The following is a 25,153-nucleotide window of genomic DNA, read 5'->3' as shown; positions in this document are numbered from 1 at the left end:
TCAGGCGACGCTCCCGCTGCGCTGCCAGCGTGTCCCTTCCGGGGTGTCCTCGAGCTCGATCCCGCGGGCGGTGAGCTCGTCGCGGATGGCGTCGGCGGTGGCAAAGTCACGGTTCTTGCGCGCGGCCTGGCGGGCGGCGATGCGTTCCTCCACCCAGGCGGCGAGTTCGTGGTCCTCGCCATCCCCCTGGAACCAGGCCGTCGGGTCCTGCTGCAGCAGTCCAAGCAGCCCGGCGCCGGCCATCAGTTCGCCCTTCAGGCGGGCCCGTTCGGCCGCGTCGCCAGCCGCGGCCAGGGCATCCGCCAGGCGGTGCAGGGCGGTGATGCCGCCGGGGGTGTTCAGGTCGTCCAGCAGCGCCGTGAACACCGGCGTCTCGGCGGCGTCCACGGGGGCCGGTTCGATATCGGAGTGGTCACGCAGCACGCGGTAGAGCCCGTTCAGGGCATTGCGCGACTGGTTCAGCGTGTCCTCGGAGAAGTTCAGCGGCGCGCGGTAGTGGCGCGACAGCAGCGCCATGCGCAGGACCTCGCCCGGATAGGCCTGCAGCAGGTCGTGCAGCAGCTGGAAGTTGCCCAGCGACTTGGACATCTTCTCGCCGTCGATGGTCACGTGCCCGTTGTGCACCCAGTAGCGGGCGTAGTGCGTGCCGTGCTCGGCGCAACCCTCCGCCGCGCAGCCCTGGGCGATCTCGTTTTCGTGGTGAGGGAAGACGAGATCGTGCCCGCCGCCGTGGATGTCGATCATCGCGCCCAGGTGGCTGCGGATCATCGCGGTGCATTCGAGGTGCCAGCCGGGACGGCCATAGCCCCAGGGGCTGTCCCAGCCCGGTTCGCCCTCGGCGGCCGGCTTCCACAGCACGAAGTCGCCGGGGTGGCGCTTGTAGCTGGCGACCTCGACCCGGGCGCCGGCCTGCATGTCTTCCAGCGTGCGCCCGGACAGCGCGCCATAGTCCGGGTAGGAGGTGACGTCGAACAGCACGTGCCCCTCGGCCGGGTAGGCGTGGCCGCGCTCGATCAACCGTTCGATCAGCTCGATCATCGGCTGGATGTGATCGGTGGCGCGCGGCTCGAGGGTCGGCGGCAGCGTGCCCAGCTCGGCGATGTCCTCGTGGAAGGCACGGGTGAAGCGCTCGGTCAGCGCGGCGATCGGCTCGCTGTTCTCGGCCGCGGCCTTGTTGATCTTGTCGTCGACGTCGGTGATGTTGCGCGCGTAGATCACGTGCTCCGGGCCGTACAGCTCGCGCAGTACGCGAAACAGCACGTCGAACACCACCACCGGGCGGCCATTGCCCACGTGCACCCGGTTGTACACCGTGGGGCCGCAGACGTAGAGCGTGACGCGCTTGGGGTCTTGCGGATGAAAGGGCTCGTCGTGCCCGCCGAGCGTGTTGTGCAGGATCAGCTCGCGGCCGGGGTTGGCGCTCATTGCGGGTCGTCCTTGTGGCCGTACAGGGTCTCGGGGGCGATCTCCGGGTCGCTGGTGATCACGGCCTCGTCGTTGTCGATCTGCACGTAGAAGCAGCTGCGCCGGCCGGTGTGGCAGGCGGGCCCCGTCTGGTCGACCTTCAGCAGGATGGTGTCGCCGTCGCAGTCCAGGTGCAGGGACTGCAGCTGCTGCACCTGACCCGACTGCTCGCCCTTGCGCCACAGCGCCTGGCGCGAGCGCGAGTAGTAGCACACGCGCCCGGTGCGCAGCGTCTCGTCCAGCGCCTCGCGGTTCATCCAGGCCATCATCAGGACCTCGCCGCTGTCGAACTGCTGGGCGATCGCGGGAATCAGGCCGTCCGAATTCAGCTTGAGTTTTTCCAGTACCTCGGCGGCTGGCTGGCGGGTGTTGCGCGAGGCTTTTTCCAGTGTCTTGAACATGTACGCCGGTATCGCGGAAACCAGCGCCAAGGGTACCATCCCGCGCCCCCGATGAGCAGAACGGGACACGCATTCCGATGCGACTTCCGGGAAAACCGTTGTAACCCGATATCGAATACAAACAGCGAGCAAGGACGGTTGGCAGCCGGCGTTTTGGAGGCTCTTGCATCCCCGGGCCGGCTGGTCGATCCTCAAACTAAAGTAGCAATACGCAGAGGGATTTCTGCGCGGGCTGGGGAACGGGATTGAGGCACGAGACAAGGGATAAGGCCGGTATTCCCGAAAGGGGGATGAGTGCCTGGCGTACCGCCAGCTGGGTGGCGCTGGTCTATCTGGCGCTCGGGCTGCTGTGGATTGCGCTGTCCGACAAGGCGTTGCTTTGGCTGGTGGACGATATCCAGCTGCTTGGCTGGTTGCAGACGGTCAAGGGCTTTTTCTATGTCACTGTGACCGCTCTGGTTCTCTTTCTGCTGTTGTACTGGGTGCTCGCGGCCCGTGATCGGGCGTCGGCCGAAGCCCGCTACCTGACCGAAGTGGTCAATCGTTCGCCGGTAGTCGCCATCGAGTGGGCCGCGCGTCCCGGCTGGCCGGTGGTGTATGTGTCCCCGAATGTGCGGCGCTGGGGCCTCGAGCCGGAGGATCTGACCTCCGGTGCGGCGGACTATGCGCAACGGATTCACCCCGAGGATCGGGAGGCCATCATCAAGGACGTGCACCGGCATATGGAGCGTGGGCCGGACGAATATGTGCAGTACTACCGCCTGGATGTGGGGGGGAGGCGCTGGATCTGGGTCGAGGATCGGACCTGGCTGGAGCGGGACTCCGGTGGCGAGGTCCACGGCTTTCATGGCCTGCTGACGGATGTTACCGAACGGGTCGAAGCCGAGCGCGGCCTGCGTGACAGCGAGAAGCGCTTTCGTGCCATCTTCGACAACGTGCAGGAGGGTGTTCTGTTGCAGGACTTCGAGACAGGCGTCTTTGTCGGGGCGAATGCCTCGGCGCTGGCCATGTATGGCTACGAGCGCGAGGAGATTCTGCGTTGCACGGTCAGTGACCTTAGCGCCCAGGAGCCCGGCTACGAGTTCGAACGCCAGCAGGCCTTGATCAACCGCGCGCGGCGTGGCGAGCAACTTTCGTTCGAGTGGCGCGCTCGCCACCGCGATGGTCATGTCTTCTGGGTGGAAGCGAACCTGCAGGCAACCGAGATCGCCAACGAGCAGCTGCTTCTGGTGACCCTGCGCAATATCGAGCCGCGCAAAAAGGCCGAGCAGGCGTTGAATTGCCAGTTGGATCGCCTGGAACGCGCCGAGCGTCATGCGGGCCTCGGCTCGTGGGAGTACGTGGTCGAGACCGGGCGACTGTGGTGGTCCGATCACCTGTACAACCTGATGGGGCTGGATCCGCGCCACTATACGCCCAGTCTGAGTGACGTCTGGGATGTGCAATTCGACCCGGATGCCGGAGATGCGGAACAAATGCGGGAGGTTTTGCGCGAGCTGGCCCCCGGCCAGGAGGGTGTTGGTCGGCGCTTCCGGCTGCGGCGGCATCCCTCGCGCGGCGAAGAGCGCTGGTTCAGCCTGGTGGTGGACTCGGTGGTCGAGGGCGACGACGGTCTGCACGCGGTCCAGGGGACGATGCTGGATATCACGGATCTGTAGTGGGAAGAGCCGTCATCTCGGGGTGTTGAAAGCGGAAGGGCCCATATACGGCCCCGCTGCGACCGAAAAAGCGGTTTGACCTCTTCCGCTTGAAGTAGCCGCCGGCTCGCGCCCACAAGGCGCGCGCGTACAATGGCGGGCTGATCCCCCGTTCGCCGGAGCTCTTGTTATGTCGTCCCAGCTGCATCCCACCGCCATGCGTTCCCTGACCTTCCACGGCCTGACCCCGGGGCCGCGGTTGATCGTGCTGGGTGCGGTGCATGGCAACGAGACCTGCGGCACGCAGGCGGCCGAGCGGTTGCACGGCGAGCTGGAGAGCGGCGAGCGCCGCCTGCAGTGCGGGACGCTGACGCTGGTCCCGCGCACGAACCCACTGGCCTACCAGCTGGGGCAGCGCATGGGTGAGCGCAACCTGAACCGCAACCTGCGCGTGACCGAAGACCCGCAGGACTTCGAGGACCGCATTGCCAACGTACTGTGCCCCCTGCTGGCGGCCCATGACGTCCTGCTGGATCTGCACTCGTTTCATACCGGCGGCCAGCCGTTCATCATGCTCGGTCCGCGGAACAACGAAGGCGGGCTGGAGGGCTTTACCCGTGCCCGCGAGGAGGAGGCCCTGGCCGCCTGCCTCGGCCCGCGGCGCATGGTCGAGGGCTGGCTGGATACCTACGCGCGCGGAGTTGCCCGGCGCATGAAGAACCCGAACGCCAGTCACCGCGCGCAGATGCTGTCTACCGACCCCAGCTACGGCATCGGTACCACCGAGTACATGCGCTCGCAGGGCGGCTACGGCGTGACGCTGGAGTGCGGCCAGCACGACGATCCGCAGGCGCCGGTGGTGGCCTACAACGCGATCCTCAATACTCTGGCCCATCTCGGCATGATCGAGGCCCCGGCCACGCCCGGGCAGGACGACCCGGAGGTCCTGCGCCTGGTCGAAGTGATCGACCGCGACCACCCCGATGACCGGTTCGTGCGTGAGTGGAAGAGCTTCGATGCGCTGCACGAGGGTGATGTGATCGGCGTTCGCGCGGACGGGACCGAGGTGAAGGCGCCGGCCGACGGCTTCATCGTGTTCCCCAACCCCAACTCGCTGCCGGGCAACGAGTGGTTTTATCGCGCCGAGTTCAGTGACCGCCGCGTGATCTGACGCCCCGTGGAGTTCGCCTTCTCCGGCGTCGCCGCGCTGCTGTTTGCGGCCGGATTCTTCGCCGGTGCCTTGAATGCCCTGGCCGGGGGCGGCAGCTTTCTTACGCTGCCGGCCCTAATGGCCGTGGGGGTCCCGCCGGTGGCGGCTAATGCCACCGGGACGGCGGCATTGCTGCCCGGGTATGCGGCCAGCCTGCTGGTGGACCATCGACGCCTGCGTACCCTCTGGCGGGATCTGGGCATGCGCCTGCTGGCGCTGTTCCTGATTGTGGGTGCGCTGGGCGGGGCGCTGGGTGCGGCCCTGCTCCTGCTGACAGGGGACGCGCGTTTTCGGGCCTTCATCCCCTGGCTGCTGTTGCTGGCGACACTGCTGTTTGCACTGGGTCCGTGGCTGCAGCGTCGCGCGGCCCATACGGCCCACCCGGCACTCGCCCGGGTGGCGGGCGCGGGGCTTGGCTGCGTCTACGGTGGCTATTTCAACGGCGGGGTCGGCATCCTGCTGCTGGCGATCCTGCGGGGACAGGGGATGGCCGACCTGACACAGGCCAATGCCCTGAAGAACGTGCTCTCCACTGTGCTGACGTTGATTGCGGTGGTGGTTTTTGTCATGGGCGGGCAGGTGGTCGCGACCGGGTTGCTGGCCGTCGGGGCCGGGGCCATTCTCGGCGCCCGGGTCGGGATTGGGCTACTGGGGGTTCTGCCCGAACCGTGGTACCGGTATCTGGTCACGCTGGTGGGTGCCGGCACCACCGTGCTCTTCTTCGTCGATCCGGGCTGGCTGGGGTAGTTGTTCGGCGTGGGTTTGATGCAATTCGCGGGGCTCATTGCATCCTACGGTTGTCCTGGAGGCGCGCGTAGGATGCGATGAGCGTAGCGAATCGCATCGGCTGCCCCGACCACACCCGAGGCTTATAGCGTGGTGTACTGAGCATCGGTGTGAGCCTGTTGCAGCGCGTGGTCGAAGGTGTCCAGTGCCCGGGCGTCGGTCTCTGGCAGGATGGCCTCGATGCGGGGGCGGGTGCCGGCGGCTGGCGCTTCCATGGCCTCAAGACCGCCGTCGCCGCCCACGCGGTTGATGCGCTGCCAGCCCTGATCGGTCCGCACGAGGCCCTTGAGGCGTTCTCCGGTGAAACCGCTCACCAGCGCCTCCAGCGCCGCGTGGTCGAGCGCCTGCCCCTCGGGCAGCAGCCAGCTGCGGCCCAGGTAGCCATCGCCGCGGGTGTCGATGGTCACGGGCTCGTCCCCGTGCTCGTGCGGTGCATGGTCATGCCCATGGTCGTGATCGTGGGCATGATCGTGCTGGTCACCGGCGGACAGAAAGGCCCGGGCCTCCGGGAACAGGGCCCCGCCTCGTTCCAGCCGGGGGCGCTCCAGCCATGCCGATTCCACACGCCCCTGGGTCGTTTCGACCACCAGTGGGCGTGGCGGCGACATGTCGGCGACAAACGCCTGCAGGGCCTCGCGGTCCGCCTCGCTGTAGAGGTCGGCCTTGTTGGCTAGCAGCACATCGGCCAGCGCAATCTGGTCGTTCCAGTTCGGGTGTTCGCGGTGGCGCGGCGAGGACAGGTGGCGGGCGTCCATGACTGTGATCGTCGCACGCAGGTCCAGCACGCCGTCGTAGGGGGGCTGGGTGAGGGTGCGGATGATCTCGGCCGGGTGCCCGAGCCCGGTGGGCTCGATCAGGATGCGGTCGGGGTGCTGTGAGCGGATCAGCCGGTTCAGGCCGACGGTGAACATCTGCGCGGAGACGCAGCAAAGACAGCCGCCTGGGATCTCCTCCAGCGCGACGCCGGTATCCGCGAGCAGGCCGCCGTCCACCCCGATCTCGCCAAACTCGTTGACCAGCACGGCCCAGTGCTCGCCCTCGGGGCGCAGTGCGAGCAGCTGGCGGATAGTGGTCGTCTTGCCCACCCCCAGAAAGCCGGTAATCAGGTGGGTGGGGATGTCATGGTGGGTGGTCATGTGGCGTTCGCCAGGTTGGCGAGAGGACCCGGATAGCGGGTCCTCCCGAGGATGGATTCAGTCGTTGGCGCGCAGTTCGCCCTGATAGAACGCCTCGGCGTCGTTGAACAGGGCCTCGTTGGTGTCCGCCCGCATGTACAGCATGTGCCCGCCGGGGTAGGCGCGGGGGATGATGCGCGAGTCGGCCTCGTCGCCGGCGGCGAACGCGATCTGGCCCAGCAGCCACTCGGTCGTGAAGTAGGGCGTGATCAGGTCCGCCTCGCCGTGCACGCTGAAGATACGGAAGTCGCGGTTGAGTGACAGGGCGGTGGCCAGCTCGTCCATCGCGGTGAAGTGTCCCTCGCGGCCACTGGCCTCCCAGTCCCAGGCGCGGAACACGTCGCGGCTGAGCAGGCGGTACTGGTGCCCGTGCTCCCAGTCCAGGGTGTTGCGCAGGTGGTCCAGCATCGCGGTGGACAGCGGTGCGGTCAGGCCGTCCAGGATGGCGTCCGCCTGCGGTTGCAGGTGCGTGGGCACCGGGTCGAGGTTGTCGATGCCGCCGTCGTACAGGCTGACCAGCCGGCCTTCATCCATCAGCAGGCCGCGCTGGGTCATATCCAGCGTGATGCGTCCCCGTGTGGCCTTCAGACGGTCGCGTGATAGGCCGGTGAAGCGGGCGACCTCGTCAATCCAGTCGTCGTCGATCTGCCCGGGGTGGATCAGGCCCTGCAGGTAATCGCCCAGGGCAAAGGCCTCGGCCTCTTCCAGGCTGGGCGGGTCGTCGCCCAGCCGACCCTGCGCCTTCGCGGCGGCGGTGATCGCCGGCAGGCTCAGGGCCCAGCCGATCGGGCGGGCGGTGCCGTGTTCCAGCATGCCGTAATCCAGCGCGGGCGAGATCAGCACCGTGCCGCTCAGGCTGATGCCGGAGCCCTTGGCGATGCGTGCCGGCAGCGCCGCGGCACGGTAGCCCCCGTAGCTCTCGCCCGCCAGGTACACCGCGTCGCCGCGCCGGCCGTGTTCATCGAGCCAGCGCTCCAGCGTCTCTTCCATCGCGGCCAGGTCGCCATCACGGGAGTAGTACTGATCCGCTTCGCCTCCCATCACGCGCGAGAAGCCGGTCCCGACCGGGTCGATGAAGACCAGATCGGTGAAGGCCAGCCAGGTCTTGGGATTGTCGACCAGCCGGGGCGGGGTGGAGGAAGCCAGGCCCTTGTCGTCGGTCTCCAGCACCCGCGGGCCCAGGCCGCCCACGTTCAGGTAGGCCGAGGCCGCGCCGGGGCCGCCGTTGACCATGAAGGTGACCGGGCGGTCGTGGTCGCTGTCCACCGTGTAGCTGACGGTGAAGACCCGGGCATCGGGTTCGTCCAGCGACTCGCCCAGCGGGACATAGCCGACCGTGGCCTGGTACTCGAGCGCGCTGCCGTCAAGCAACTCCAGCGAGTGCTCGGTGGTCACGGGATCGGGCAGGGGGGGCGTCGGTTCGGTCTCGTCCGCCAGCAGGGGGGCGGACATCCCGGGACCGATCAGCAGGCCGAGCGCCAGCCCGTAGAGCGGGCCGGCGACGGTGCGTGGTGCAGATGTGAGTTTGAGCGGGCGTCGTTCCGGCGCCGTTATCAGCATTGAGCGGTCTCCTCGTGATCGGGGCAGTCATGGCGTACGACACGATCGTCGTCCAGCCATTCCATGATCCCGTCGGTCACGTTGTAGATCTTGTCGTAGCCGAGCCCCTCCGAAAGGGCCTGGGCGAGTGCGCTGGTGCGGTTGCCCACGCGGCAGATCAGGATCACCTCGTCGTCGGAGTCGACCAGCGCGGTGAACTGGCTGCCGAAGTCGGGATTGAGGCTGCCGTCTTCCTCGAACGCGGTGATGCGGTGGCTGCCTTCCACGACGCCGGTTTCGGCCCATTCATCCGGGCGACGGATGTCGACGATGGTTACCCCTTCGTCCAGCTTCTCGGCCAGGCCTTTGTTGTCCAGGCCGGTGAACGGGGCCCGATCCACTTCGACGACCTCGATCTCGAACCGCAGGGTGGCGTTCGGCGGAATGATGTTGCCGGCACCCCGTTCGCCGTAGGCCAGCTCTGGCGGGATGATGGCCTCGCGCTTGCCGCCCAGGCGCATGCCCTTTACCGCCTGCTCGAAGCCGGGGATGGTCTGGCCGGAGCCGATGGTCACGGACAGGGGTTGGCCACCCCGGCTGGAGTCGAACTCGGAACCGTCCTCCTCAAGCTTGCCGACATAGTGGACCAGGGCGCTGTCGTGCCGCACGAGTTCGGCGCCCTCGCCCTCCTCGATGTCGCGAATCTCGATGCTGTCGGCCAGCGCAAAGGCCGGGGTCAGGAATAGGGCGAACAGAAACCACGCTTTCATCATTTTATCCTTATAAAGTGCAAGTTTTTGTTTTTTGAGGAGGCTTATAAAGGACCACAAAATTGCTCCCAAAATTCCCCGAAAAAACCTTTGAAATATATTTGAACCTGGTCTAAATGACTCAAGGATCCCCAAGCCGAAAAGGTGTTGTTGGGGATTCTAACCGCAAGGATCCACGCGACGGAGGAGCCAATGACCAAGAAACAAGAAAACCAGTTCTGGGACCGACTGCGAGGCGTAACGGAAGACGCCGGGGCGGACCCCCAGACCCTCGAGATCTTTGACGAAGCCGTCTCGCGGCGTCGTTTCATGGGCCGCATGGGCGTGGGGGGCGCCGCCCTGACGCTGTTCGGCTTTGGTGCCGGTACCGACGCCGCGATGCGCGGCCTGTTCGGGCGCGGTCTGATCCCGGCTGCCTGGGCGGACGAGGCGAATGGCCTCGAGGACGAGCAGGCGAAGGCCGCGATGTCCGACGCCGGCAAGGAAGACGGCCTGATCGTGCACAACGATCGCCCGCTGAACGTCGAGACCCCGCCGCACCTGCTGGAGGACGAGGTCACCCCGGCCAGCCGGCATTTTATTCGCAACAACGACCTGATCCCGCAGCAAGCACTGGATCGTGACCCGAACGGCTGGTCGCTGAAGATCGACGGCGAGGTGCACGACGAGCTCGAGATCGGTCTCGACGACCTGAAGAGCATGGACAGCAAGGACCTGGTCCTGCACATCGAGTGTGGCGGCAACGGCCGCGCCAACTTCGATCCGCAGCCGCGAGGCAACCCCTGGGACCGCGGTGCAGTGGGTAACGCCAAGTGGACCGGCGTGCCGCTGAAGGACATCCTCGAGCGGGCCGGCGTGAAGGACAGCGCCGTCTACACCGCGCACGAGGGCTACGAGCCGATCCTCGGTGACCGAGGTCCGTTCTCCCGTGGCGTGCCGATCGACAAGGCGATGGAAGAGCACACCATCGTGGCCTATGCGATGAACGGAGAGGACATACCTGCGACCCACGGTTTCCCCGTGCGTCTGGTGGTGCCGGGCTGGTATGGCTCCTGCTCGCACAAGTGGCTGAACAAGATCACGCTGCGCGATCAAGAACACGACGGCCGCGGCATGACTGGCTACTCCTACCGCATGCCCAAGTACCCGGTGGCCCCGGGCGAGCGCCCGCCGGAAGAGGACATGAAGGTTGGCGGCCCGTGGCTGATCAAGTCCGTGATCACCGGTCCGAAGAAGGACACCGGTCTGGAGCGTGGCGAGACCGTCAAGGTCACCGGTCATGCCTGGGCAGGCGAGGACGAGGTCGCGGAAGTCTGGATCTCCACCGACTTTGGCCTCAACTGGGAAAAGGCCGATCTCAAGGGCGACCCGGTCAACAAGTACGCCTGGGTGCACTTCGAGAAGGAACTGTCCTTCGAGAATCGCGGCTACTACGAGATCTGGGCGCGTGCGGTGGACGACAAGGGCAATACTCAGCCCATTGTCCAGCCGTGGAACCCGCGTGGCTACGACGGCAACATCGTCCACAAGATCCCGGTCACAGTCGCTGCGTGACAAACCTCTATACCCGGGGCATCATTTGCCCCGGGTTTCTTTTTGATCAGAACGGAGTACGCATGAAGCGTTTTGTAATGCTTTCGCTGCTGGGGTTTGCGTTCGCGGCCCTGGCTTTGCCCGTTGTTGCCGACGAGGCGATATCAGAGGAAGAACAACAAGCCCAGGAAGAGAAGGCCGAAGAGGTCTCGGCGACAAAGGAACTGTTTGAGCAGACCTGTTCCGCCTGCCACGGCATCCGTCAGGCCACCAATCAGAACCTGAATCGTGCTGACTGGAACTGGGTCATGGACGACATGGAAGACTACGGCATGACCTGGCTCACCGACGAGCAGCGTGATGACATCGTGGACTTCCTGGTGGAGAACTACGGTTACGGCGACTAGTCCGTACCGGATACTCCGCAGTCAGAGGCAGTATCTTCAGGCGCCCCAAGGGGCGCCTTTTTTGTGGTGGCCTCTGTGAAGCGCGGCACCGGGTTTCCGCTCCGCGAGCCTGTCCGCCGCCCGTGAATGGCCGGTGGCGATACCGGGTCTTGTGGCGTGTCAGTCCGTTGAGTGCGAGATGGCCCAGCAGCGATGGGGTGGCGGTGGTCGGCGGAAGTCTTCATCCAGTGTCTCACGCGTGATGTGGCGGACCTCGAGCCCCGCAAGTGACTCGGTATCCAGCTCGAAACGGCGGCGGTTGGTCGAGAAGTACAGGATGCCGTCCTCGGTCAGCAGGCGCGCGGCATCCAGGATCAGTTCGACATGGTCGCGTTGCACCTCGAAGTCCGCCTCGGTGCGTTTCGAGTTCGAGAAGGTCGGGGGATCGAGGAAGATCCGCTCGAAGCGCAGGGCCGGGTCGTCGGCGGCCTCCCGCACCCAGGTGATGCAGTCGGCACGTAGCAGGGCGTGGGTATCCGGTCGGCGCCGACTGCGCCCGTCACGCACGGTGGCCTCGAAACCATTGGCTGCGAGGTTGTCGGCGGCCCAGTCGAGGTAGGTATTGGACAGGTCCACCGAGACGGTCTGGCGGGCACCCCCGACGGCGGCATGGGCACTGACCGCGGCGGTGTAGCAGAACAGGTTCAGCAACCGCAGTCCGCGGCATTCTTCCTGCAGGCGGCGCCGCATTGGGCGGTGGTCCAGGAACAGGCCGCTGTCCAGGTAGGCATCCAGCTCCACCTTGAGTCGGCAGCCATGTTCCTTGACCCAGAAGGGGGCGGGTTGGGCGGTCTCGGCGCGCTGGTACTGCGAGCGGCCTTTCTGGGCACGCCGCTGCTTGTAGTGCAGGTGGGCGGGCAAGACGCCGGTGACTTCCAGGGTCGCGGCCAGCGCCCCGCGCAGGCGCGCCTCGGCGCGCGCGGGTTCGACCGACGCCGGGGCGGCGAACTCCTGCAGGTGCAGGTGCACGGAGCCGTCGGTGGCCTGGTAACGGTCGATCAGCAGCGGATACTCGTCCAGGTCCGCGCTGTAAATGCGGTAGCAGGTGACCCCCTGGCGCCGCGCCCAGCGATCCAGGTGTTTCAGGTTCTTGCGCAGGCGGTTGGCGAACTCGGGTGCCGGGGGCGCCGCCTCGGCCTGTCCCTCGCGGGCATGGATGTCGAACTCCAGCAGCTGGCAGTCGATCGGGCCGTTGTGTACGCGGTACTTGCGCGTGGCGCGCAGCCCGAGGCGGCGGGAGTCGGTGGTGTCCGCGACCAGCAGGGCCACCTGCCAGCCGCCAAAGGCCTGTTTCAGATGCTCGCCCAGCAGGCTGTAGAGCTTGATCAGCTCGGGCTGGTCACCGATGCGTTCGCCGTAGGGCGGGTTGCTGATCAGCAGCCCGCTCGGTGCGGGGGGCGCCAGGGTCAGCACGTCGGCGACCTCGAATCGGGTGCAGGCGGCGACCCCAGCCGTCCGGGCCGCCTGGCGTGCGGCCTGCACCGCGCGCGGGTCGCGATCCGACCCCAGCAGCGCCGGGCCCTGCCAGGGGCGGACCGCCGCCCGGGCCGTGTCCACACAGCGCTGCCACAGGGCGGTGTCGTGCCCGGCCCAACCCTGCGGCCGGAAGTCGTGGCGCAGCAGTCCGGGCGCGGTCCGCGTGGCGATCAGGGCGGCTTCAATCACCAGGGTGCCGCTGCCGCAGAACGGGTCCAGCAGCTGCGCCTGTTCCGGGTGGTCCTCGACGCGTGCGGGCCAGCCGGCGCGGGCGAGCAGGGCCGCGGCGAGGTTCTCGCGCAGCGGGGCGGCCCCGCCGGCGCCGCGATAGCCGCGCCGGTGCAGGCCGCCGTTGCCGATATCCACGGACAGCCGGGCGTGATCGCCCTGCAGCTGCAGCAGGATGCGCACGTCGGGGTGTTTCGGGTCCACGTCCGGGCGCGCGCCGGTCGCCTCGCGGAAGGCGTCGGCCACCGCGTCCTTGATGCGTACCCCGGCGAAGTGGGTATGGCGGATGTGGCGGCTCTTGCCGCTGACCTCGACCGCGAAGGTCGCGCCGGGCTCCAGCAGCGCGGGCCAGTCGATCGCGCGGGCGGCGCTGTAGCAGCCGTCGCCGTCCGGCTGCTCGAAGCGTGCCAGTGGCAGCAGGATACGGCTGGCAATGCGGCTGCCCAGCAGTACCCGGTACAGCGTCTCGAGATCGGCCGAGAAGTGCACCGCGCCGCCTTCCTCGCGCACGTCGGTGGCACCGAGGGTGCCCAGTTCCTCGGCCAGCAGGGGGCCGAGCCCGCGGGCGACGGTGGCGCGGTATTCCTGCGGGGTGCTGGGGTCGTTCTCGGGTGTGGCCATGCGGTGTCTTCCTGGGACGGGGGGCTATCTTGCCACAGCCGCCGTTGTGGTCAGCGCAGCAGGCGGCGTCGAATCAGCGCGGTCGCCAGGATGATGGCCGCCGCGCCGTAGCCCACGATCACCACCAGGTGCGGCCAGATGCTGGTCGGCCAGCTGCCGGTCATCAGCGGACGCACGATCTCGACCACGTGCGCCAGCGGCAGGGCCAGCGCCAGGGTCTGCACCCAGTCGGGCAGCTCCTGCAGCGGGAAGAACACCCCGGAGAGCAGGAGCATGGGGGTCACCGCCAGGGTGAAGTAGTACAGGAAGAAGTCGTAGCTGCGCGCCAGCGCGGTGATGACCAGGGCCAGCGCGCCGAAGGTGAACGCGGCGAGGAAGATCACCGGCAGCGCGAGCAGGGCGCGGGCGTCGCTCACCAGCCCCAGGACGGAGGCGACGACCAGGATGGTGATGGCGCTGATCAGGCCCTTGCTCGCGGCCCAGATCGCCTCGGCGAACACGATGTCGTCCAGTGTCAGTGGTGTGGCCAGCATTCCGAGCCAGGTGTTCTGCTCCGCCATGCGCGTGTAGGCGGAATACATGCCCTCGAAGCTGGCAGTGAACATCGCCGAGGAGCAGATGATCCCGGAGGCGATGAACACCATGTAGCTCATGCCGTCGAGATCGCCCACCAGACGGCCGAAGCCGTAGCCGAAGGCCAGCAGGTAGAGGATCGGCTCGCCGAAGTTGCCGAGCATGGACGGCACCAGCAGCTTGCGCCAGACCAGCAGGTTGCGCCGCCAGACCGCGACGAAGCGCAGGCTGGGGCGGGGGAGCCAGGTCGAGGTCGGGTCGGACATCAGTCGCGCAGCTCGTGGCCGGTGAGTTTCAGGAACACGTCTTCCAGGTCCGCCTCGCGCAGGGTCGGCTCGAGGCCGCGTGCGCGCAGGCGTTCGCGCAGCCGGTCCGGTTCGGCCGTATACACGAGCCAGGTATCCGCTACCTGGTGGGCGCGATCGCGGTGGCCGATCTCCTGCTCGATCGCGGTGCCGGCCTCGGGGCCGCCGACCGTGAGTACCCAGGGTTCGATGTGCTCGGCGATCAGGCGGCCGGGTCGGTCACAGGCGATGATGCGGCCATGGTCGATGATCGCGATGCGATCGCACAGCTCCTGGGCCTCCTCCATGTAGTGCGTGGTCAGTACCAGCGTGACGCCGGACGCGCGTAGTTGTCGGAGCTGGCGCCAGAGGTGGTGGCGCGCCTGCGGGTCCAGCCCGGTTGTGGGTTCGTCGAGGACGACGACCTCGGGTTCGTTGATCAGGGCGCGTGCGAGGGTCAGCCGGCGTTTCATGCCGCCGGACAGGGCATTGATGCGCGCACCGCGCTTGTCGTTCAGGTTGACCTGTCCGAGCAGGTGATCGATGCGAGCCTGAACCGTTGCGCCGGCAAGACCGAAGTACGCGGCATAGGTGCGCATGTTCTCGATCACGGTGAAGTCCGGGTCCAGCGTGTCGAACTGCGGGACGATGCCCAGGCGCTTGCGCACCTCGCGTTCGCCTTCGGGCATTGGCAGACCCAGTACTTCGACATGACCGCCGTCGATCGGGGTCATTCCCAGCAGCATGCGCAAGGTCGTCGTCTTGCCAGCACCGTTGGGCCCGAGCAGCCCGAAGAACTCGCCGGAGGCAATCTCGAGGTCCACGCCGTCGACCACCGCTACCCCGTCGTAGGTTTTGCACAGTTGCTGAATGCGGATGGCGGACAATGGCGGTCCCGGGGTTTGCGAGATGCCTACCATACCCTTTCCCCGGGCCTTCCCCAATGGCCGAATCCTGGTCACAAAAAAGCCCGGGCCTGCTGGCCCGGGCATGCCCGTGTGATGCCGGGGTGTGGCTTACGGCTTGCTGTAGGTGAAGCCTTTGTGCTGCAGGTAGGAGATGTGCGCGACGCCGCTGGGGATCACGTCATCCTCGGAGGCGTCATAGAGGTCGTTGTGCAGGTCGATGTTCCGCCCGGCCAGCGTATTCGCGCAGACCATGAATTCGACGTTCTGCATCTTCAGGTTGTCGATGCGGGCCCGCAGGTCTTCATTGTCCTTCGCGCGCTGCAACAGACCCAGGCCATCGCCGTGCATCACGACCTTGATCTCCATGTTCTCGGCGCCCACGGCATTGATGTGGTTCTGGATGTTGCCCGTGGCGGCCATGTAGCGGCGCTCGTCGTCATAGTTCACGTGGTAGACGACCTTGTGGGTGCCGTAGTCAAAAGCAGATGCCATGCCCGGTACGCTCAGGGCGAGCGCAATCAGACTCAGGGCGACAAGCTTCATTGCTTTCATGTTTCGAGTTCCTCTTCGTTCCGTAAAATTCCGTGCGGCTGTGTGCCGTTCGGTGTGTCGCGCCAGCGAAAGCGCACTGGTCGAATCACTACGCAGGCGGATCGACCAGCTACTTAATAAGACGGGCGGAAATTTTGGTTATTCCCGATTCGGAAGATATTTTTATGTGACAAAGAAAACGACAAAGGATCGTTGGAATATGGTTCCGTGACCATGGCCGAGAAAAGAAAAAGGGTCCGGAAAATCCGGACCCTGAAAGATCGCCGGGAGAACGCGGCGATCCAAAGGCTTTACTGCCTGGTGTTTACGGCTTGCTGTAGCTGAACCCGTTGTTCTGCAGATAGGAGATGTGCGCGACGCCGCTCGGAATCACGTCATCCTCGGAGGCATCGTAGAGGTCTTCGTGCAGATCGATGTCACGCCCCGCGAGTGTGTTCGCACAGACCTGGAAATCAACGTCTTGCATCTTCAGGTTGTCCACCCGGGCCCGCAGGTCGTCATGATCCTTGGCGGTGCTGAGGAGCCCCAGGCCATCGCCGTGCATAACGACCTTGATCTCCATGTTCTCGGCGCCCACGGCATTGATGTGGTTCTGGATGTTGCCCATCGCGGCCATGTAGCGGGCGGTGTCGTCATAGTTTACGTGGTACACCACCTTGTGCTCGCCGTAGTCGAAATCGGACGCGGCGGCCGTCCCCGGAAGGACAAAAGCGGCGGCGGCCAGGGCAATCGGGAGGATAAAGGTTTTGTTCATGTCAGAACTCCTCGCGGGTTTCCCGTTACTTTAGGGATATGCGTTAAGGCGTATGTCTGGCTTTCAGGAAGCCCACCGGACTGTTTTGCCTCCGTGGCTTTTCGAATCCTGTTGGGGGTAGGACGGGAACCCATCGTAATTATTCCGATCAAATAATAGATAAGTGCATTACGAAATACCGAAAATTATTCAATACTGATTTAAGAGGCGCGGGGCTGGTGGAGGAGACGTCTTCTAAGGCCGTTTCAGGATTCCGACGGTCCCGTGGATCGCCAGCGTCAGGAGGACCAGGCCACCAGCGGCGAGCGTGATCATGCCGGGGGCCTCGGCGAGAAACAGCCAGACCCAGAGCGTACCGAACACCGCCTCGAGGACCAGGAACAGGGCGACCTCGCCCGCGGGGAGATGGCGGGTGGCCAGCGCGATCAGACTCAGTGCCAGGGGCATCTGGATCAGCCCCATCAGGGCCAGGACCGCTAACGACTCCGGCCCGACGTCGAGCGGCGTGGCCAGCGGCCACGCGATCAGGGCTGCGAGCAGCCCGCCGGCCGCGATCACGGCGAGGCGGTCCACTTGAGGTGCGCGCCGAAGGATGGTCAGGTTGAGGCCAATTACCAGTGCGGCGGCCAGGGCCATGGTGTCGCCAATCCAGCCGCCGGCCTCAAGGGACCCCGCGAAGACGCCGAGGATGCCGCCGAGGCAGATCAGGATTGCCACCCAGGTCCGCAGTGGTACCCACTCGCGCAGCAACAGGCCCGAGAAGAGCGCTGCGAACAGAGGGGAGGCCGCGAGGATCACGACGACATTGGCGACGGTCGTGTTCAGGATTGCGAACACGAACAGAAGTGTGGTGGCGGCGAATCCCAGGCTCACCCAGCCGGCATCCCGTCCGCCACGGCGAAGGTGCCGGCCGATCCATTCGCCGTCGAGGACACGCAGCACCAGGATCAGGGCGACACCCATGAACAGCCCGCGCCAGAACACGATGTTCATGCCGGAGGTGTCGGCAAGGCGGACCAGGCCGTCGAAGCTAAGTGCCATGACGCCGGCAAATGCCAGGAGCGAGCCAACGAGGCGGGGGGGCATGCGATCCATCGTGGTTTCCAGTCTCCCAGGGTGTATATCGATGCGTGTTTCCCTAGAGTGTGGGCCCTTCACTCAACCGGACGGCTAGTTCGACGGCCGTCCCCGTCAGGAGCCTTCGCCATGAACACAGTATCCAGCCTCCCCGAAGCCCTGCAGCCGATCGGTTGTGTGGGACTGGGCATCATGGGTGGTCCCATGACCCGGAACCTGCTCCGCAGCGGAGCGGATATCCGGGTCTGGGCACGCCGTCCGGAGGCGGCCGAGGCCCTGGTGGCGGAGGGAGCCGGGGCGGCCTCTAGCCTGGCGGAACTGGCCTCCAGCGTACGCGTGTTGGTGCTGAATGTTTCCGACACTCCGGACGTGGAGCAGCTGATGCTGGGCCCGGACGGCGTGCTCGAACATGCCCGTCCGGGGCTGCTGGTGATCGATCACAGTACGATCGACCCGATCCGCACCCGCGCGATTGCGCAGGCGGCGGCGGAGCAGGAGGTTACGTTCGTGGATGCGCCGGTCTCGGGCGGCGAGCCGGGCGCGCGCAATGGCACGCTGAGCCTGATGGTCGGCGGCCCGGAGGATGCGGTCAACCGTCTGCGGCCGATCTTCGATGTCGTTGGCTCGACGCTGACCCATGTCGGGGCCAGCGGAGCCGGACAGATCACCAAGGCCTGCAACCAGCTGGTGGTGGGCGAGACGCTGGTCGCCATCGGGGAGGCCTTCGCGCTGGCGGAACAGACCGGAGTCGATCCGGCGCGGCTGCGCGAGGCGCTGATGGGTGGCTTTGCCGCTTCGCGTATCCTCGAGGTGCACGGTCAGCGCCTGCTGGACGGCGACTTCGAGCCCGGTTTTCAGGCCGGGCTCTACCACAAGGATCTGGGCATTGTGGCTGGCCTGGGCGAGCAGGTGGGGCTCAGCCTGGACGGGCTGGAGCCGGTGCGCCGCGCGGTGGACAAGGCGCTGGAGGCCGGTCAGGCCGATCACGATGTCGCGATCCTGGCGCGTTTCTGCCTGCATGCCCGTGGCGAGGGCACGAGGGATTGAAGCGGGAGCTCAGCCGAGCAGTCGCCAGAGGATATACAGCAGCGAGAAGATCAGGCTGAACGTGATACCGGCCCAGGCCAGAGCGCGCAGACCGCGCCCCGGGCGGGCCGCCTCCGGCATGTCCGGCGACATGACCACCTTGAAGGTGATCCACGCGAGTACCGGAGCGGAGAGGAAGGACAGCAGCGTGGCGATATCCACCAGCCGTGTGAAATGCTCCCCGGCCTGCGAGATCAGCAGCAGGGCGCCGCTGGCGACGGCCAGCAGCGCAATGCGATAGCCCCACCAGTGGAGCCCACGCTCGCCCTTGCGGGACGGGTCCATGGTCTGCGGTGCGTGGCCATCCTCGCGCAGGGTGCGGATGATGGCCACGATCACGCGGGGATAGGCATCGGTGACCGCCAGGGTGGTCGAGAACATCGTGGTCAGGGCCGCGACGGCGATCAGGGTGCGGCTCCATTCGCCCAGGCTCTGGGCATACAGGTCCACCAGTTGAGCCGAGAATGCGGCCGCCCCGGCGGCAAAGCCGATGCCGCTGCCGTACATCAGCACCGCGCCCAGCAGCATGAACGCCACGGCGATCACTACTGCGCCCAGATAGCCCAGGCGGAAGTCGAAGATCGCCTCGCGCACGGTCGGGGCGTGCCCCGTCTGGCGGGCGCGCTCCTGAGTCCAGATCGAGTGCCAGGCGGCGACATCCAGCGGGATGGGCATCCAGCCCAGCAGCGCGAGAATGAAGGCGAAGCCGGCCAGGGTCCAGAGGTTCGACCACTCCTGGGCACCGGACAGGGTGGCCAGGTCCGGGGCCTCGCGGAAGGCCAGTGCCACCGCGGCCACGGTCGATACGCTCAGAGCGGCCATGATGATCTTCATGCCCAGGTCCAGGCCGCGGTAGGCCCCGATCATCAGGAATGCAATGCAGGCGGCGAGGACCAGTGCCGATACCAGCGTGACCGAGAGCTCGAGACCGAACACCAGCGTGACCAGCCCTGCGGTGGTCAGTGTGACCACTGCCTGGATGGTGAACAGGGTGCCCAGGGTTACCGCGATGTACAGCCCTAGCGCCCAGTTGCCCAGACGATGGTAGCCCGTCAGCAGGTGGTGGCCGGTAGCGGCGGCATAGCGCGGGCCGAACTCCAGGAATGGATATTTGAACAGGCAGGCCAGCAGCACGATCGGGATCAGCAGCAGGCCGTACTCCGCCCCGCCCCGCGTGGCCTGGACCAGGTGCGACACCCCGACGGCCGCACCGGCCATCAGCAGGCCCGGGCCGATGGCGGCCCGCAGAGAGGCGCGAGTCGACGGGCTCATCCAGGCTCCTAGTGATCAGAAAATACGGCCCGCGATTATAGGGGAATAGCCCGCTACCGCCAGCCGGCGGCGCGGAGGGCCGTGATCCTGCTGTTACGTGGCTACAGCGCCAGCGGTGTGCGGCGGTAGAGTTCGGGGGCGGGGGGCTTGAGTTCGTCGGACTCCGGGAAGCGTTGCACCAGCTTGTCGTAGTAGCTGCGGATGTTCTGCACGTAATGCACCGGCTCCCAGCCGCGGGCGTAGCCGTAGCGCGTTTGTTCATACCACTCCGACTGCGCCAGACGCGGCAGCCATTGCATGACATCCAGCCAGCGATCCGGGTCGTCACCATTGGCAGCGGCCAGACGCCGGGCGTCGTGTAGATGCCCCAGTCCTACGTTGTAGGCAGCCAGCGTCATCCAGGTACGATCGGGCTCGGGGATCGATTCCGGCAGGCGTTCGCGCAGATTGATCAGATAGCGTGTGCCTCCGTCCACGCTGGCGGCCGGGTCGGTACGGTCCTCGACACCCAGTCCCTCGGCGGTCACCTGGGTCAGCATCATCAGCCCGCGCACGCCGGTAGGGGACACCGCGTCGGGGTTCCAGTGGGACTCCTGGTAAGCCACTGCCGCGATGAAGCGCCAGTCGAGACCGTGGGCCTCCCCGGCCTCCTCGAACAGCGGGCGGAATTGCTCCAGACGGTGTTCGACTCGACGCGCGAAGGTCAGCGCGTCCACGAGGTCATGCGTTTCCAGGTGGCCGAGATAACGGTCGAGCAACAATTCCAGTTCGCGGCTGTCGCGCAACTCGGCGACGTACTGCTCGGCCGCCTCGATCAGGCTGCGATCAAGACCCGACGGAAACAACCAGCGCACCTCGGTACTGCGCTCCAGTTCGTGCGCCAGGCGCAGGTCCGGATGCAGACGCCGAAGGCGTCGGTATTCCAGGGAGTTCATCACTGCATAGTCGATCTCGCCGTGTTCCAGGGCCTCCCGCAGCGCTTCGGCATTGGCGTAGGGGACGAGTTCGCCATTCGCATCATTGGCTGGCCGTTCGCGGTCGGGTGTCTCATCCGCGTATTCGGGCGTGTACTCCTCCAGTGATGCCTCGTCATCGGCAGGATCTGCCGGTGGCTCCAGGGTTTCGGGGTCCAGCCTGACCTCGGCCAGCAGGGGTTGGCTCAGGCTTTCGGGGACAGGTGCCTGGGCAGTAATGCCGATGCGCGCCCCGGCGGGCATGTCGGCGAGCGACAGCAGGGGGGTGGCCAACTCGCTTCCGGCCCAGTAGGCCACGATATGCTGCACGTTCAGGATTTCGGGACCCGGTTTGATCAGGGGGTCGTGTGGCGGGACCAGCAATCCGGCGGCTATGTCGACGCGGCGCTGTCGCAGCAAGCGGTGGGCGGTGGCGGCGTCGTCCACGCGGGTCACGCGCAGACGGGTGCCCAGTTCCTCGGCGAAGCCGTGCAGCAGTTCCAGATCGAGCTGGTCGCGCCCCGCGGTGGAGGCGAGTTCGGAGCGCCCCAGCGGACGTTCGACCAGCGCTACCCGCAGCTCGTCTCGGAAGGTGAGCTGCTCCAGCGCCGCCGGCGGGTTGTAGTACACCCGCAGTACGATGGCGGTTAGCAGCACGATGAAGAGCCCCAGTTCGATCTGGCGCCAGGTGCTGCTTGGGGGGCGGAGTTTCAGATGCGTGCCCATGGCACTGGATCATACCCAATTGCCCCGGTGGCCACCGGGGACGGTTGGGAAACACGGATGAATGTACACACTCGCGTTGGCACCCCAGGTTTTCCGAGACAAGGCGCGGTGCGCAGCCGGAAGTGGTTCTACCGGCAAGGGCCGCAACGCGGACTCGGGGAACCTGGGGTGCCAACCCCAAGGGGTTCGGCCGCTTTTGCGCGGGAACGGCGTTGCGCCTCCTTTGTGCAGAATGACTGCACGGCAGTCACCGCGCCTTGTTCGTACGCAAAAGCGACTCGAGCGCGAGCGTGTACATTCATCCGTGTTTCCCTAGCGCCAGTCGAGCACCAGACCCTGGTCGCGCAGGATCTTGAGCGCGGGGTCGACGCAGGTGTCGATGAAGGAGGCGCGGCGCGGGTTCTCGCGGGCGATGCGGCGATAGTCCGGGCCCTCGGGCAGGCCAGCCAGTTCGTAGATATCACGGGTTGGGTAGTAGAACGCGTGTACGAACTGGCGGAACACGCGCCGCATCAGCGGGCGGTAGGCCCATTTCTGCCAGGACGGGAGCGTATCCAGATAGGACTCCAGCGTGTCGCGGGCATGCGCCATGTGGCGCGCCTCGTCGATCATGTGCCGGGTTACGATGTCGTCCACCGTCGGGCTGATCGCGTCCTTGTGCTGGCGGATCAGCCGGTTCATGCGGTCCGGGACTTCCTCGCCGATCATCACCGCGATCCAGAAGATCGAAGACTCGAACGGCGAGAAACGACCGACCAGGGTGGCCAGCTTTGGTTTCGGGAAACGACGTTCCGGCAGGGGCAGCCCGCTGCGGCGCATGAACTCGATGAACATCAGGCTGTGGCCGGCTTCCTCGCGCAGCTCGTGCAGGCGATAATTCAGCCGGTCCAGGCGGCCGGTCGAGTGCATGGAGATCCGCGAGATGCGCTCCATGAACAGCCCTTCCAGCCACAGCGCCCCGCTGATGAAATACAGAAACTCGTATTGCGACAGGCGCCGTTTGCGGGCATCGTCCAGCGCCGAGTACTCCGGGGTGCCGAAGAGCGAGACGGCCTCTTCCGGGATCCAGAAATCGTCCAGCGACAGTGCGTCCCAGCGCACGTGTGTGAGCGGGTCCTCGTACGGCTGGCTGTTGCGGCTCAATAGATCGAGCAGCTCCTGCGAGGAATTCATCGAAGGCGTACCGAAGGCGCTGGGCGGTTAAACGCTCGAATCATACCGGCATTGTCGGTCCGGACCAACGCCAACCCGTTGCAATCTGCGGTTGCTACCCCAATATGAGTCAAATGAATATGTCCGCCACCCGTTATCGCGTCAGCTTCCTCAACCAGGGCAAGGTCTACGAGATCTTTGCCCGCGAGGTCTATCAGGACGAGCTGTACGGCTTTGTCACCGTCGAGGGGTTGCTGTTTGGCGAGCGCTCGCAGGTGGTTGTCGACCCGTCAGAGGAACGTCTTCGCACCGAATTCGAGGGGGTCGAGCGCTTCCATGTGCCGATGCATGCCCTGATCCGGATTGATGAAGTGGCCGATGTGGGCATCCCGCGTATCCGTGATGCCAGCCAGGACAGCGGCAATGTCCACGCCTTCCCGTCGTTGCCGAGCCGCGGCCCGGGCAAGCCCACAGGCGGCTGATACTGTCCGTGGCGGGTGTCTGCATTGCTAACCGCCCGCCGCTGGTTTACCCTTTCGCGCTTCGCGTGGGCCAGCGCCTTCGCGGAACAAAACGGAGAGGTGGCCGAGCGGTCGAAGGCGCACGCCTGGAAAGTGTGTATACGGTAACCCCGTATCGAGGGTTCGAATCCCTCCCTCTCCGCCAGATTCGAGCAAAGGGGTCCGAGTGGCCCCTTTCGCATGTATAGCCCCGGAGGTACGGGGATTCGAACCCGAGAAATAGAAAATGATGGTTCGACGGGTGACGCGCAGCGGCACCCGAACGTCGCCGCAGGGGACGACCCGGAGGGCGAGGCACGCAGTGCCGAGTAATCCCTCCCTCTCCGCCAGATTCAAGCAAAGGGGTCCAAGTGGCCCCTTTCGCATGTCTGGCCCCTGACATATCGGGATTCGAACCCTCGATACATGAGAAAGACGGGTTCGACGGGTGACGCGTAGCGGCACCCGAACGTCGCCGCAGGCGACGACCCGGAGGGCGAGGCGCGTAGCGCCGAGTAATCCCTCCCTCTCCGTCAGATTCAAGCAAAGGGGCCCAACTGGCCCCTTATTTGTATGTCCGGCCCCCGCAATACCGGGGCTCGATGTCCTCGCGACGAGGCCTGGGCGAAGGCGTTTCACGAGGGTCCAGTGGCCATTCTCGTTGGACGTCGCGCGCGGCGCTCGCGTACACTTGCAGCCGAAACCGCACCCGTCCTTTAGCCGCCGAACCGTTGTCCGAACGCGGGGTCCAGCCCCAGCGAAACGGTGCGGGCAAGGCCGGGTCGAAGATCCCGAACGAATCGCAGTACCGCCGCCGGCAAATGGCCTGGCGGCCTCGACCCAGACCATCCGGAGGTCCACGTGTCCGCGCCTGCTCTGCTTGTCCTGGAAGATGGCACTGTTTTTCATGGTCAGGCGATTGGCGCCCAGGGCCAGACAGTCGGCGAGGTGGTGTTCAACACCGCGATGACCGGCTATCAGGAGATCCTGACGGATCCTTCCTATCACCGGCAGCTGGTCACGCTGACCTATCCGCATATCGGCAATACCGGCACCAACCCGGAAGACGACGAGTCCGCGCGCGCCCATGCTGCGGGGCTGATCATCCGCGACCTGCCGCCGCTGGTATCGAACTTTCGTTCGCGCGAGTCGCTGCCGGACTACCTGCTGCGCCATGGGATTGTGGCAATCAGCGGGATCGACACCCGCAAGCTGACGCGCATCCTGCGCGAGAAGGGTGCACTCAACGGCTGCATCCAGGCCGGGGATGTCGACGAGACCGCGGCCCTGGCAGCCGCGCGCGAGTTCCCCGGCATCAAGGGGATGGACTTGGCGCGCGAGGTCACCACGCGGACTCGCTACGAATGGCTCGAAGGGACCTGGAAGCTGGGAGAGGCGCCGGCGCGGGTCAATCCGGATAAGGCCGAATACCATGTGGTGGCCTACGACTTCGGCATGAAGCGGAACATCCTGCGCAAACTGGCGGAGCGCGGATGCCGCGTGACCGTGGTGCCGGCCGAGACGCCGGTGGACGAGGTCATGGAGCTGAAGCCCGATGGGGTATTCCTGTCCAACGGCCCGGGCGACCCCGAGCCCTGCACCTATGCCATCGAGGCGATCCGCGGGTTCTGCGAGCGCAAGCTGCCGCTGTTCGGCATCTGCCTCGGGCACCAACTGCTGGGCATTGCCAGCGGCGGCAAGAGCGTGAAGATGAAGTTCGGCCATCACGGGGCGAACCACCCGATCCGCCACGAGGAAAGCGGGCGGGTGATGATCTCGTCGCAGAATCACGGCTTTGCGATCGACGAGGACAACCTGCCCGATACGCTGACGCCGACCTACCGGTCGCTGTTCGACGGCACGCTGCAGGGGATCGCCCGCACCGACTGCCCGGCCTTCAGCCTGCAGGGACATCCCGAGGCCAGCCCGGGCCCGCACGATGTGTCCCCGGCGTTCGACGACTTCGTCGAGATGATGCGCGCCGCGCGTCGCTAAAGCTCCCCCTCCGAATTTCCGATTTCGACAGCCTG

22 protein-coding genes, 1 tRNA gene and 1 other RNA gene are annotated in these 25,153 nt (G+C 66.0%); 10 read left to right on the top strand and 14 right to left on the bottom strand.

The features are described from left to right. A complete protein-coding gene (cysS, locus tag C935_RS0110520) occupies positions 1 to 1,425 on the bottom strand; it encodes a cysteine--tRNA ligase (protein ID WP_018862457.1) in 1,425 nt (474 codons plus the stop codon). Continuing rightward, the gene (gene hisI / locus C935_RS0110515) at positions 1,422 to 1,865 is read right to left on the bottom strand and encodes a phosphoribosyl-AMP cyclohydrolase (RefSeq protein WP_038044547.1); all 444 of its coding nucleotides are present in this window, start codon (positions 1,863 to 1,865) and stop codon (positions 1,422 to 1,424) included. Before hisI ends, cysS begins: the two co-directional genes overlap by 4 nt. A gap of 290 nt (positions 1,866 to 2,155) precedes the next feature. Between hisI and C935_RS0110510 the strand changes: the two genes are divergently transcribed. The 3 genes from C935_RS0110510 (at position 2,156) to C935_RS0110500 (ending at position 5,459) form a co-directional block, all read left to right on the top strand. Beyond that, positions 2,156 to 3,523 (top strand): PAS domain S-box protein, encoded by a 1,368-nt coding sequence (locus C935_RS0110510; RefSeq protein ID WP_018862455.1) that lies wholly within the window; start codon positions 2,156 to 2,158, stop codon positions 3,521 to 3,523. Between the two features lie 169 nt (positions 3,524 to 3,692). After that, on the top strand, positions 3,693 to 4,673 hold the full coding sequence (locus C935_RS0110505) for a M14 family metallopeptidase (protein ID WP_018862454.1): 981 nt from the start codon (positions 3,693 to 3,695) through the stop codon (positions 4,671 to 4,673). Positions 4,674 to 4,679: 6 nt separating this feature from the next. Continuing rightward, complete coding sequence (locus tag C935_RS0110500) at positions 4,680 to 5,459, top strand: sulfite exporter TauE/SafE family protein (protein ID WP_018862453.1); 780 nt, start codon at positions 4,680 to 4,682, stop codon at positions 5,457 to 5,459. Between the two features lie 122 nt (positions 5,460 to 5,581). Here C935_RS0110500 and C935_RS0110495 read toward each other — a convergent pair whose 3' ends face one another. From C935_RS0110495 to C935_RS0110485, 3 genes are read right to left on the bottom strand one after another with little or no spacing between them, the layout of a single operon-like run. After that, positions 5,582 to 6,634: a GTP-binding protein gene (locus tag C935_RS0110495; RefSeq protein WP_018862452.1), complete on the bottom strand. Its 1,053-nt coding sequence runs from the start codon at positions 6,632 to 6,634 to the stop codon at positions 5,582 to 5,584. A gap of 57 nt (positions 6,635 to 6,691) precedes the next feature. After that, positions 6,692 to 8,233 carry a S10 family peptidase gene (locus C935_RS0110490; RefSeq protein ID WP_018862451.1) on the bottom strand — a complete coding sequence of 514 codons (1,542 nt, stop codon included), beginning with the start codon at positions 8,231 to 8,233 and terminating at the stop codon, positions 6,692 to 6,694. Beyond that, positions 8,227 to 8,982: an FKBP-type peptidyl-prolyl cis-trans isomerase gene (locus tag C935_RS0110485; RefSeq protein WP_018862450.1), complete on the bottom strand. Its 756-nt coding sequence runs from the start codon at positions 8,980 to 8,982 to the stop codon at positions 8,227 to 8,229. The genes C935_RS0110490 and C935_RS0110485 overlap by 7 nt, the downstream gene beginning before the upstream one ends. Positions 8,983 to 9,174: 192 nt before the next feature. Between C935_RS0110485 and C935_RS0110480 the strand changes: the two genes are divergently transcribed. After that, the gene (locus tag C935_RS0110480; RefSeq protein ID WP_018862449.1) at positions 9,175 to 10,536 is read left to right on the top strand and encodes a sulfite oxidase; all 1,362 of its coding nucleotides are present in this window, start codon (positions 9,175 to 9,177) and stop codon (positions 10,534 to 10,536) included. A gap of 62 nt (positions 10,537 to 10,598) precedes the next feature. Continuing rightward, positions 10,599 to 10,922 carry a c-type cytochrome gene (locus C935_RS0110475; protein WP_018862448.1) on the top strand — a complete coding sequence of 108 codons (324 nt, stop codon included), beginning with the start codon at positions 10,599 to 10,601 and terminating at the stop codon, positions 10,920 to 10,922. A 159-nt stretch (positions 10,923 to 11,081) separates the two neighbouring features. Here the strand turns inward: C935_RS0110475 and rlmKL are convergent, their stop codons facing one another. The 6 genes from rlmKL to C935_RS0110445 form a co-directional block, all read right to left on the bottom strand. Then, positions 11,082 to 13,286 carry a bifunctional 23S rRNA (guanine(2069)-N(7))-methyltransferase RlmK/23S rRNA (guanine(2445)-N(2))-methyltransferase RlmL gene (gene rlmKL / locus C935_RS0110470; RefSeq protein WP_018862447.1) on the bottom strand — a complete coding sequence of 735 codons (2,205 nt, stop codon included), beginning with the start codon at positions 13,284 to 13,286 and terminating at the stop codon, positions 11,082 to 11,084. A 50-nt stretch (positions 13,287 to 13,336) separates the two neighbouring features. Next, the gene (locus C935_RS0110465) at positions 13,337 to 14,125 is read right to left on the bottom strand and encodes an ABC transporter permease (protein WP_018862446.1); all 789 of its coding nucleotides are present in this window, start codon (positions 14,123 to 14,125) and stop codon (positions 13,337 to 13,339) included. Continuing rightward, entirely contained in the window at positions 14,125 to 15,030 is a 906-nt protein-coding gene (locus C935_RS0110460; RefSeq protein WP_026278765.1) for an ABC transporter ATP-binding protein, read from the bottom strand. The genes C935_RS0110465 and C935_RS0110460 overlap by 1 nt, the downstream gene beginning before the upstream one ends. 129 nt (positions 15,031 to 15,159) lie before the next feature. Next, entirely contained in the window at positions 15,160 to 15,603 is a 444-nt protein-coding gene (locus tag C935_RS0110455; protein WP_026278764.1) for a DsrE family protein, read from the bottom strand. Between the two features lie 304 nt (positions 15,604 to 15,907). After that, positions 15,908 to 16,357 carry a DsrE family protein gene (locus C935_RS0110450; protein WP_018862443.1) on the bottom strand — a complete coding sequence of 150 codons (450 nt, stop codon included), beginning with the start codon at positions 16,355 to 16,357 and terminating at the stop codon, positions 15,908 to 15,910. A gap of 234 nt (positions 16,358 to 16,591) precedes the next feature. Next, entirely contained in the window at positions 16,592 to 17,452 is an 861-nt protein-coding gene (locus C935_RS0110445; RefSeq protein ID WP_018862442.1) for a DMT family transporter, read from the bottom strand. A gap of 111 nt (positions 17,453 to 17,563) precedes the next feature. On the opposite strand from C935_RS0110445, the gene C935_RS0110440 reads away from it, so the two are divergent. Continuing rightward, entirely contained in the window at positions 17,564 to 18,481 is a 918-nt protein-coding gene (locus C935_RS0110440) for an NAD(P)-dependent oxidoreductase (protein WP_018862441.1), read from the top strand. A gap of 9 nt (positions 18,482 to 18,490) precedes the next feature. Here C935_RS0110440 and C935_RS0110435 read toward each other — a convergent pair whose 3' ends face one another. The 3 genes from C935_RS0110435 to C935_RS0110425 form a co-directional block, all read right to left on the bottom strand. Continuing rightward, complete coding sequence (locus C935_RS0110435) at positions 18,491 to 19,792, bottom strand: NRAMP family divalent metal transporter (RefSeq protein WP_018862440.1); 1,302 nt, start codon at positions 19,790 to 19,792, stop codon at positions 18,491 to 18,493. Positions 19,793 to 19,893: 101 nt separating this feature from the next. Further along, positions 19,894 to 21,471: a membrane-bound lytic murein transglycosylase MltF gene (gene mltF / locus C935_RS0110430; RefSeq protein ID WP_018862439.1), complete on the bottom strand. Its 1,578-nt coding sequence runs from the start codon at positions 21,469 to 21,471 to the stop codon at positions 19,894 to 19,896. A gap of 312 nt (positions 21,472 to 21,783) precedes the next feature. Then, entirely contained in the window at positions 21,784 to 22,644 is an 861-nt protein-coding gene (locus C935_RS0110425) for a diiron oxygenase (RefSeq protein ID WP_018862438.1), read from the bottom strand. A gap of 119 nt (positions 22,645 to 22,763) precedes the next feature. On the opposite strand from C935_RS0110425, the gene C935_RS0110420 reads away from it, so the two are divergent. The 4 genes from C935_RS0110420 to carA all read left to right on the top strand — a co-directional run bounded on the left by C935_RS0110420 (position 22,764) and on the right by carA (position 25,118). After that, positions 22,764 to 23,105, top strand: coding sequence for a DUF1820 family protein (locus C935_RS0110420; RefSeq protein WP_018862437.1), 342 nt, complete (start codon positions 22,764 to 22,766; stop codon positions 23,103 to 23,105). Between the two features lie 93 nt (positions 23,106 to 23,198). Next, a tRNA-Ser gene (locus tag C935_RS0110415) sits at positions 23,199 to 23,289 on the top strand. A gap of 226 nt (positions 23,290 to 23,515) precedes the next feature. Next, positions 23,516 to 23,659: non-coding RNA, RtT sRNA (locus C935_RS13135), on the top strand. Between the two features lie 325 nt (positions 23,660 to 23,984). Continuing rightward, complete coding sequence (gene carA, locus C935_RS0110410; RefSeq protein ID WP_018862436.1) at positions 23,985 to 25,118, top strand: glutamine-hydrolyzing carbamoyl-phosphate synthase small subunit; 1,134 nt, start codon at positions 23,985 to 23,987, stop codon at positions 25,116 to 25,118. Positions 25,119 to 25,153 lie beyond the last annotated feature (35 nt).

Origin of the sequence: Thioalkalivibrio sp. ALJ3 (assembly GCF_000377205.1) — a bacterium.
GTDB lineage: Bacteria > Pseudomonadota > Gammaproteobacteria > Ectothiorhodospirales > Ectothiorhodospiraceae > Thioalkalivibrio.
This window is presented reverse-complemented; position numbering and strand designations above follow the sequence as displayed.

Bases quoted from the DNA above. Each gene is read 5' to 3' on its own strand.
- rlmKL (WP_018862447.1), bottom strand. From the start codon at position 13,286: ATGGCCACACCCGAGAACGACCCCAGCACCCCGCAGGAATACCGCGCC.
- C935_RS0110455 (WP_026278764.1), bottom strand. From the start codon at position 15,603: ATGAAAGCAATGAAGCTTGTCGCCCTGAGTCTGATTGCGCTCGCCCTG.
- C935_RS0110510 (WP_018862455.1), top strand. From the start codon at position 2,156: ATGAGTGCCTGGCGTACCGCCAGCTGGGTGGCGCTGGTCTATCTGGCG.
- C935_RS0110445 (WP_018862442.1), bottom strand. From the start codon at position 17,452: ATGGATCGCATGCCCCCCCGCCTCGTTGGCTCGCTCCTGGCATTTGCC.
- C935_RS0110465 (WP_018862446.1), bottom strand. From the start codon at position 14,125: ATGTCCGACCCGACCTCGACCTGGCTCCCCCGCCCCAGCCTGCGCTTC.
- C935_RS0110420 (WP_018862437.1), top strand. From the start codon at position 22,764: ATGTCCGCCACCCGTTATCGCGTCAGCTTCCTCAACCAGGGCAAGGTC.
- C935_RS0110505 (WP_018862454.1), top strand. From the start codon at position 3,693: ATGTCGTCCCAGCTGCATCCCACCGCCATGCGTTCCCTGACCTTCCAC.
- C935_RS0110475 (WP_018862448.1), top strand. From the start codon at position 10,599: ATGAAGCGTTTTGTAATGCTTTCGCTGCTGGGGTTTGCGTTCGCGGCC.
- C935_RS0110480 (WP_018862449.1), top strand. From the start codon at position 9,175: ATGACCAAGAAACAAGAAAACCAGTTCTGGGACCGACTGCGAGGCGTA.
- C935_RS0110485 (WP_018862450.1), bottom strand. From the start codon at position 8,982: ATGAAAGCGTGGTTTCTGTTCGCCCTATTCCTGACCCCGGCCTTTGCG.
- C935_RS0110495 (WP_018862452.1), bottom strand. From the start codon at position 6,634: ATGACCACCCACCATGACATCCCCACCCACCTGATTACCGGCTTTCTG.
- hisI (WP_038044547.1), bottom strand. From the start codon at position 1,865: ATGTTCAAGACACTGGAAAAAGCCTCGCGCAACACCCGCCAGCCAGCC.
- cysS (WP_018862457.1), bottom strand. From the start codon at position 1,425: ATGAGCGCCAACCCCGGCCGCGAGCTGATCCTGCACAACACGCTCGGC.
- C935_RS0110440 (WP_018862441.1), top strand. From the start codon at position 17,564: ATGAACACAGTATCCAGCCTCCCCGAAGCCCTGCAGCCGATCGGTTGT.
- mltF (WP_018862439.1), bottom strand. From the start codon at position 21,471: ATGGGCACGCATCTGAAACTCCGCCCCCCAAGCAGCACCTGGCGCCAG.
- C935_RS0110435 (WP_018862440.1), bottom strand. From the start codon at position 19,792: ATGAGCCCGTCGACTCGCGCCTCTCTGCGGGCCGCCATCGGCCCGGGC.
- C935_RS0110490 (WP_018862451.1), bottom strand. From the start codon at position 8,233: ATGCTGATAACGGCGCCGGAACGACGCCCGCTCAAACTCACATCTGCA.
- C935_RS0110450 (WP_018862443.1), bottom strand. From the start codon at position 16,357: ATGAACAAAACCTTTATCCTCCCGATTGCCCTGGCCGCCGCCGCTTTT.
- C935_RS0110425 (WP_018862438.1), bottom strand. From the start codon at position 22,644: ATGAATTCCTCGCAGGAGCTGCTCGATCTATTGAGCCGCAACAGCCAG.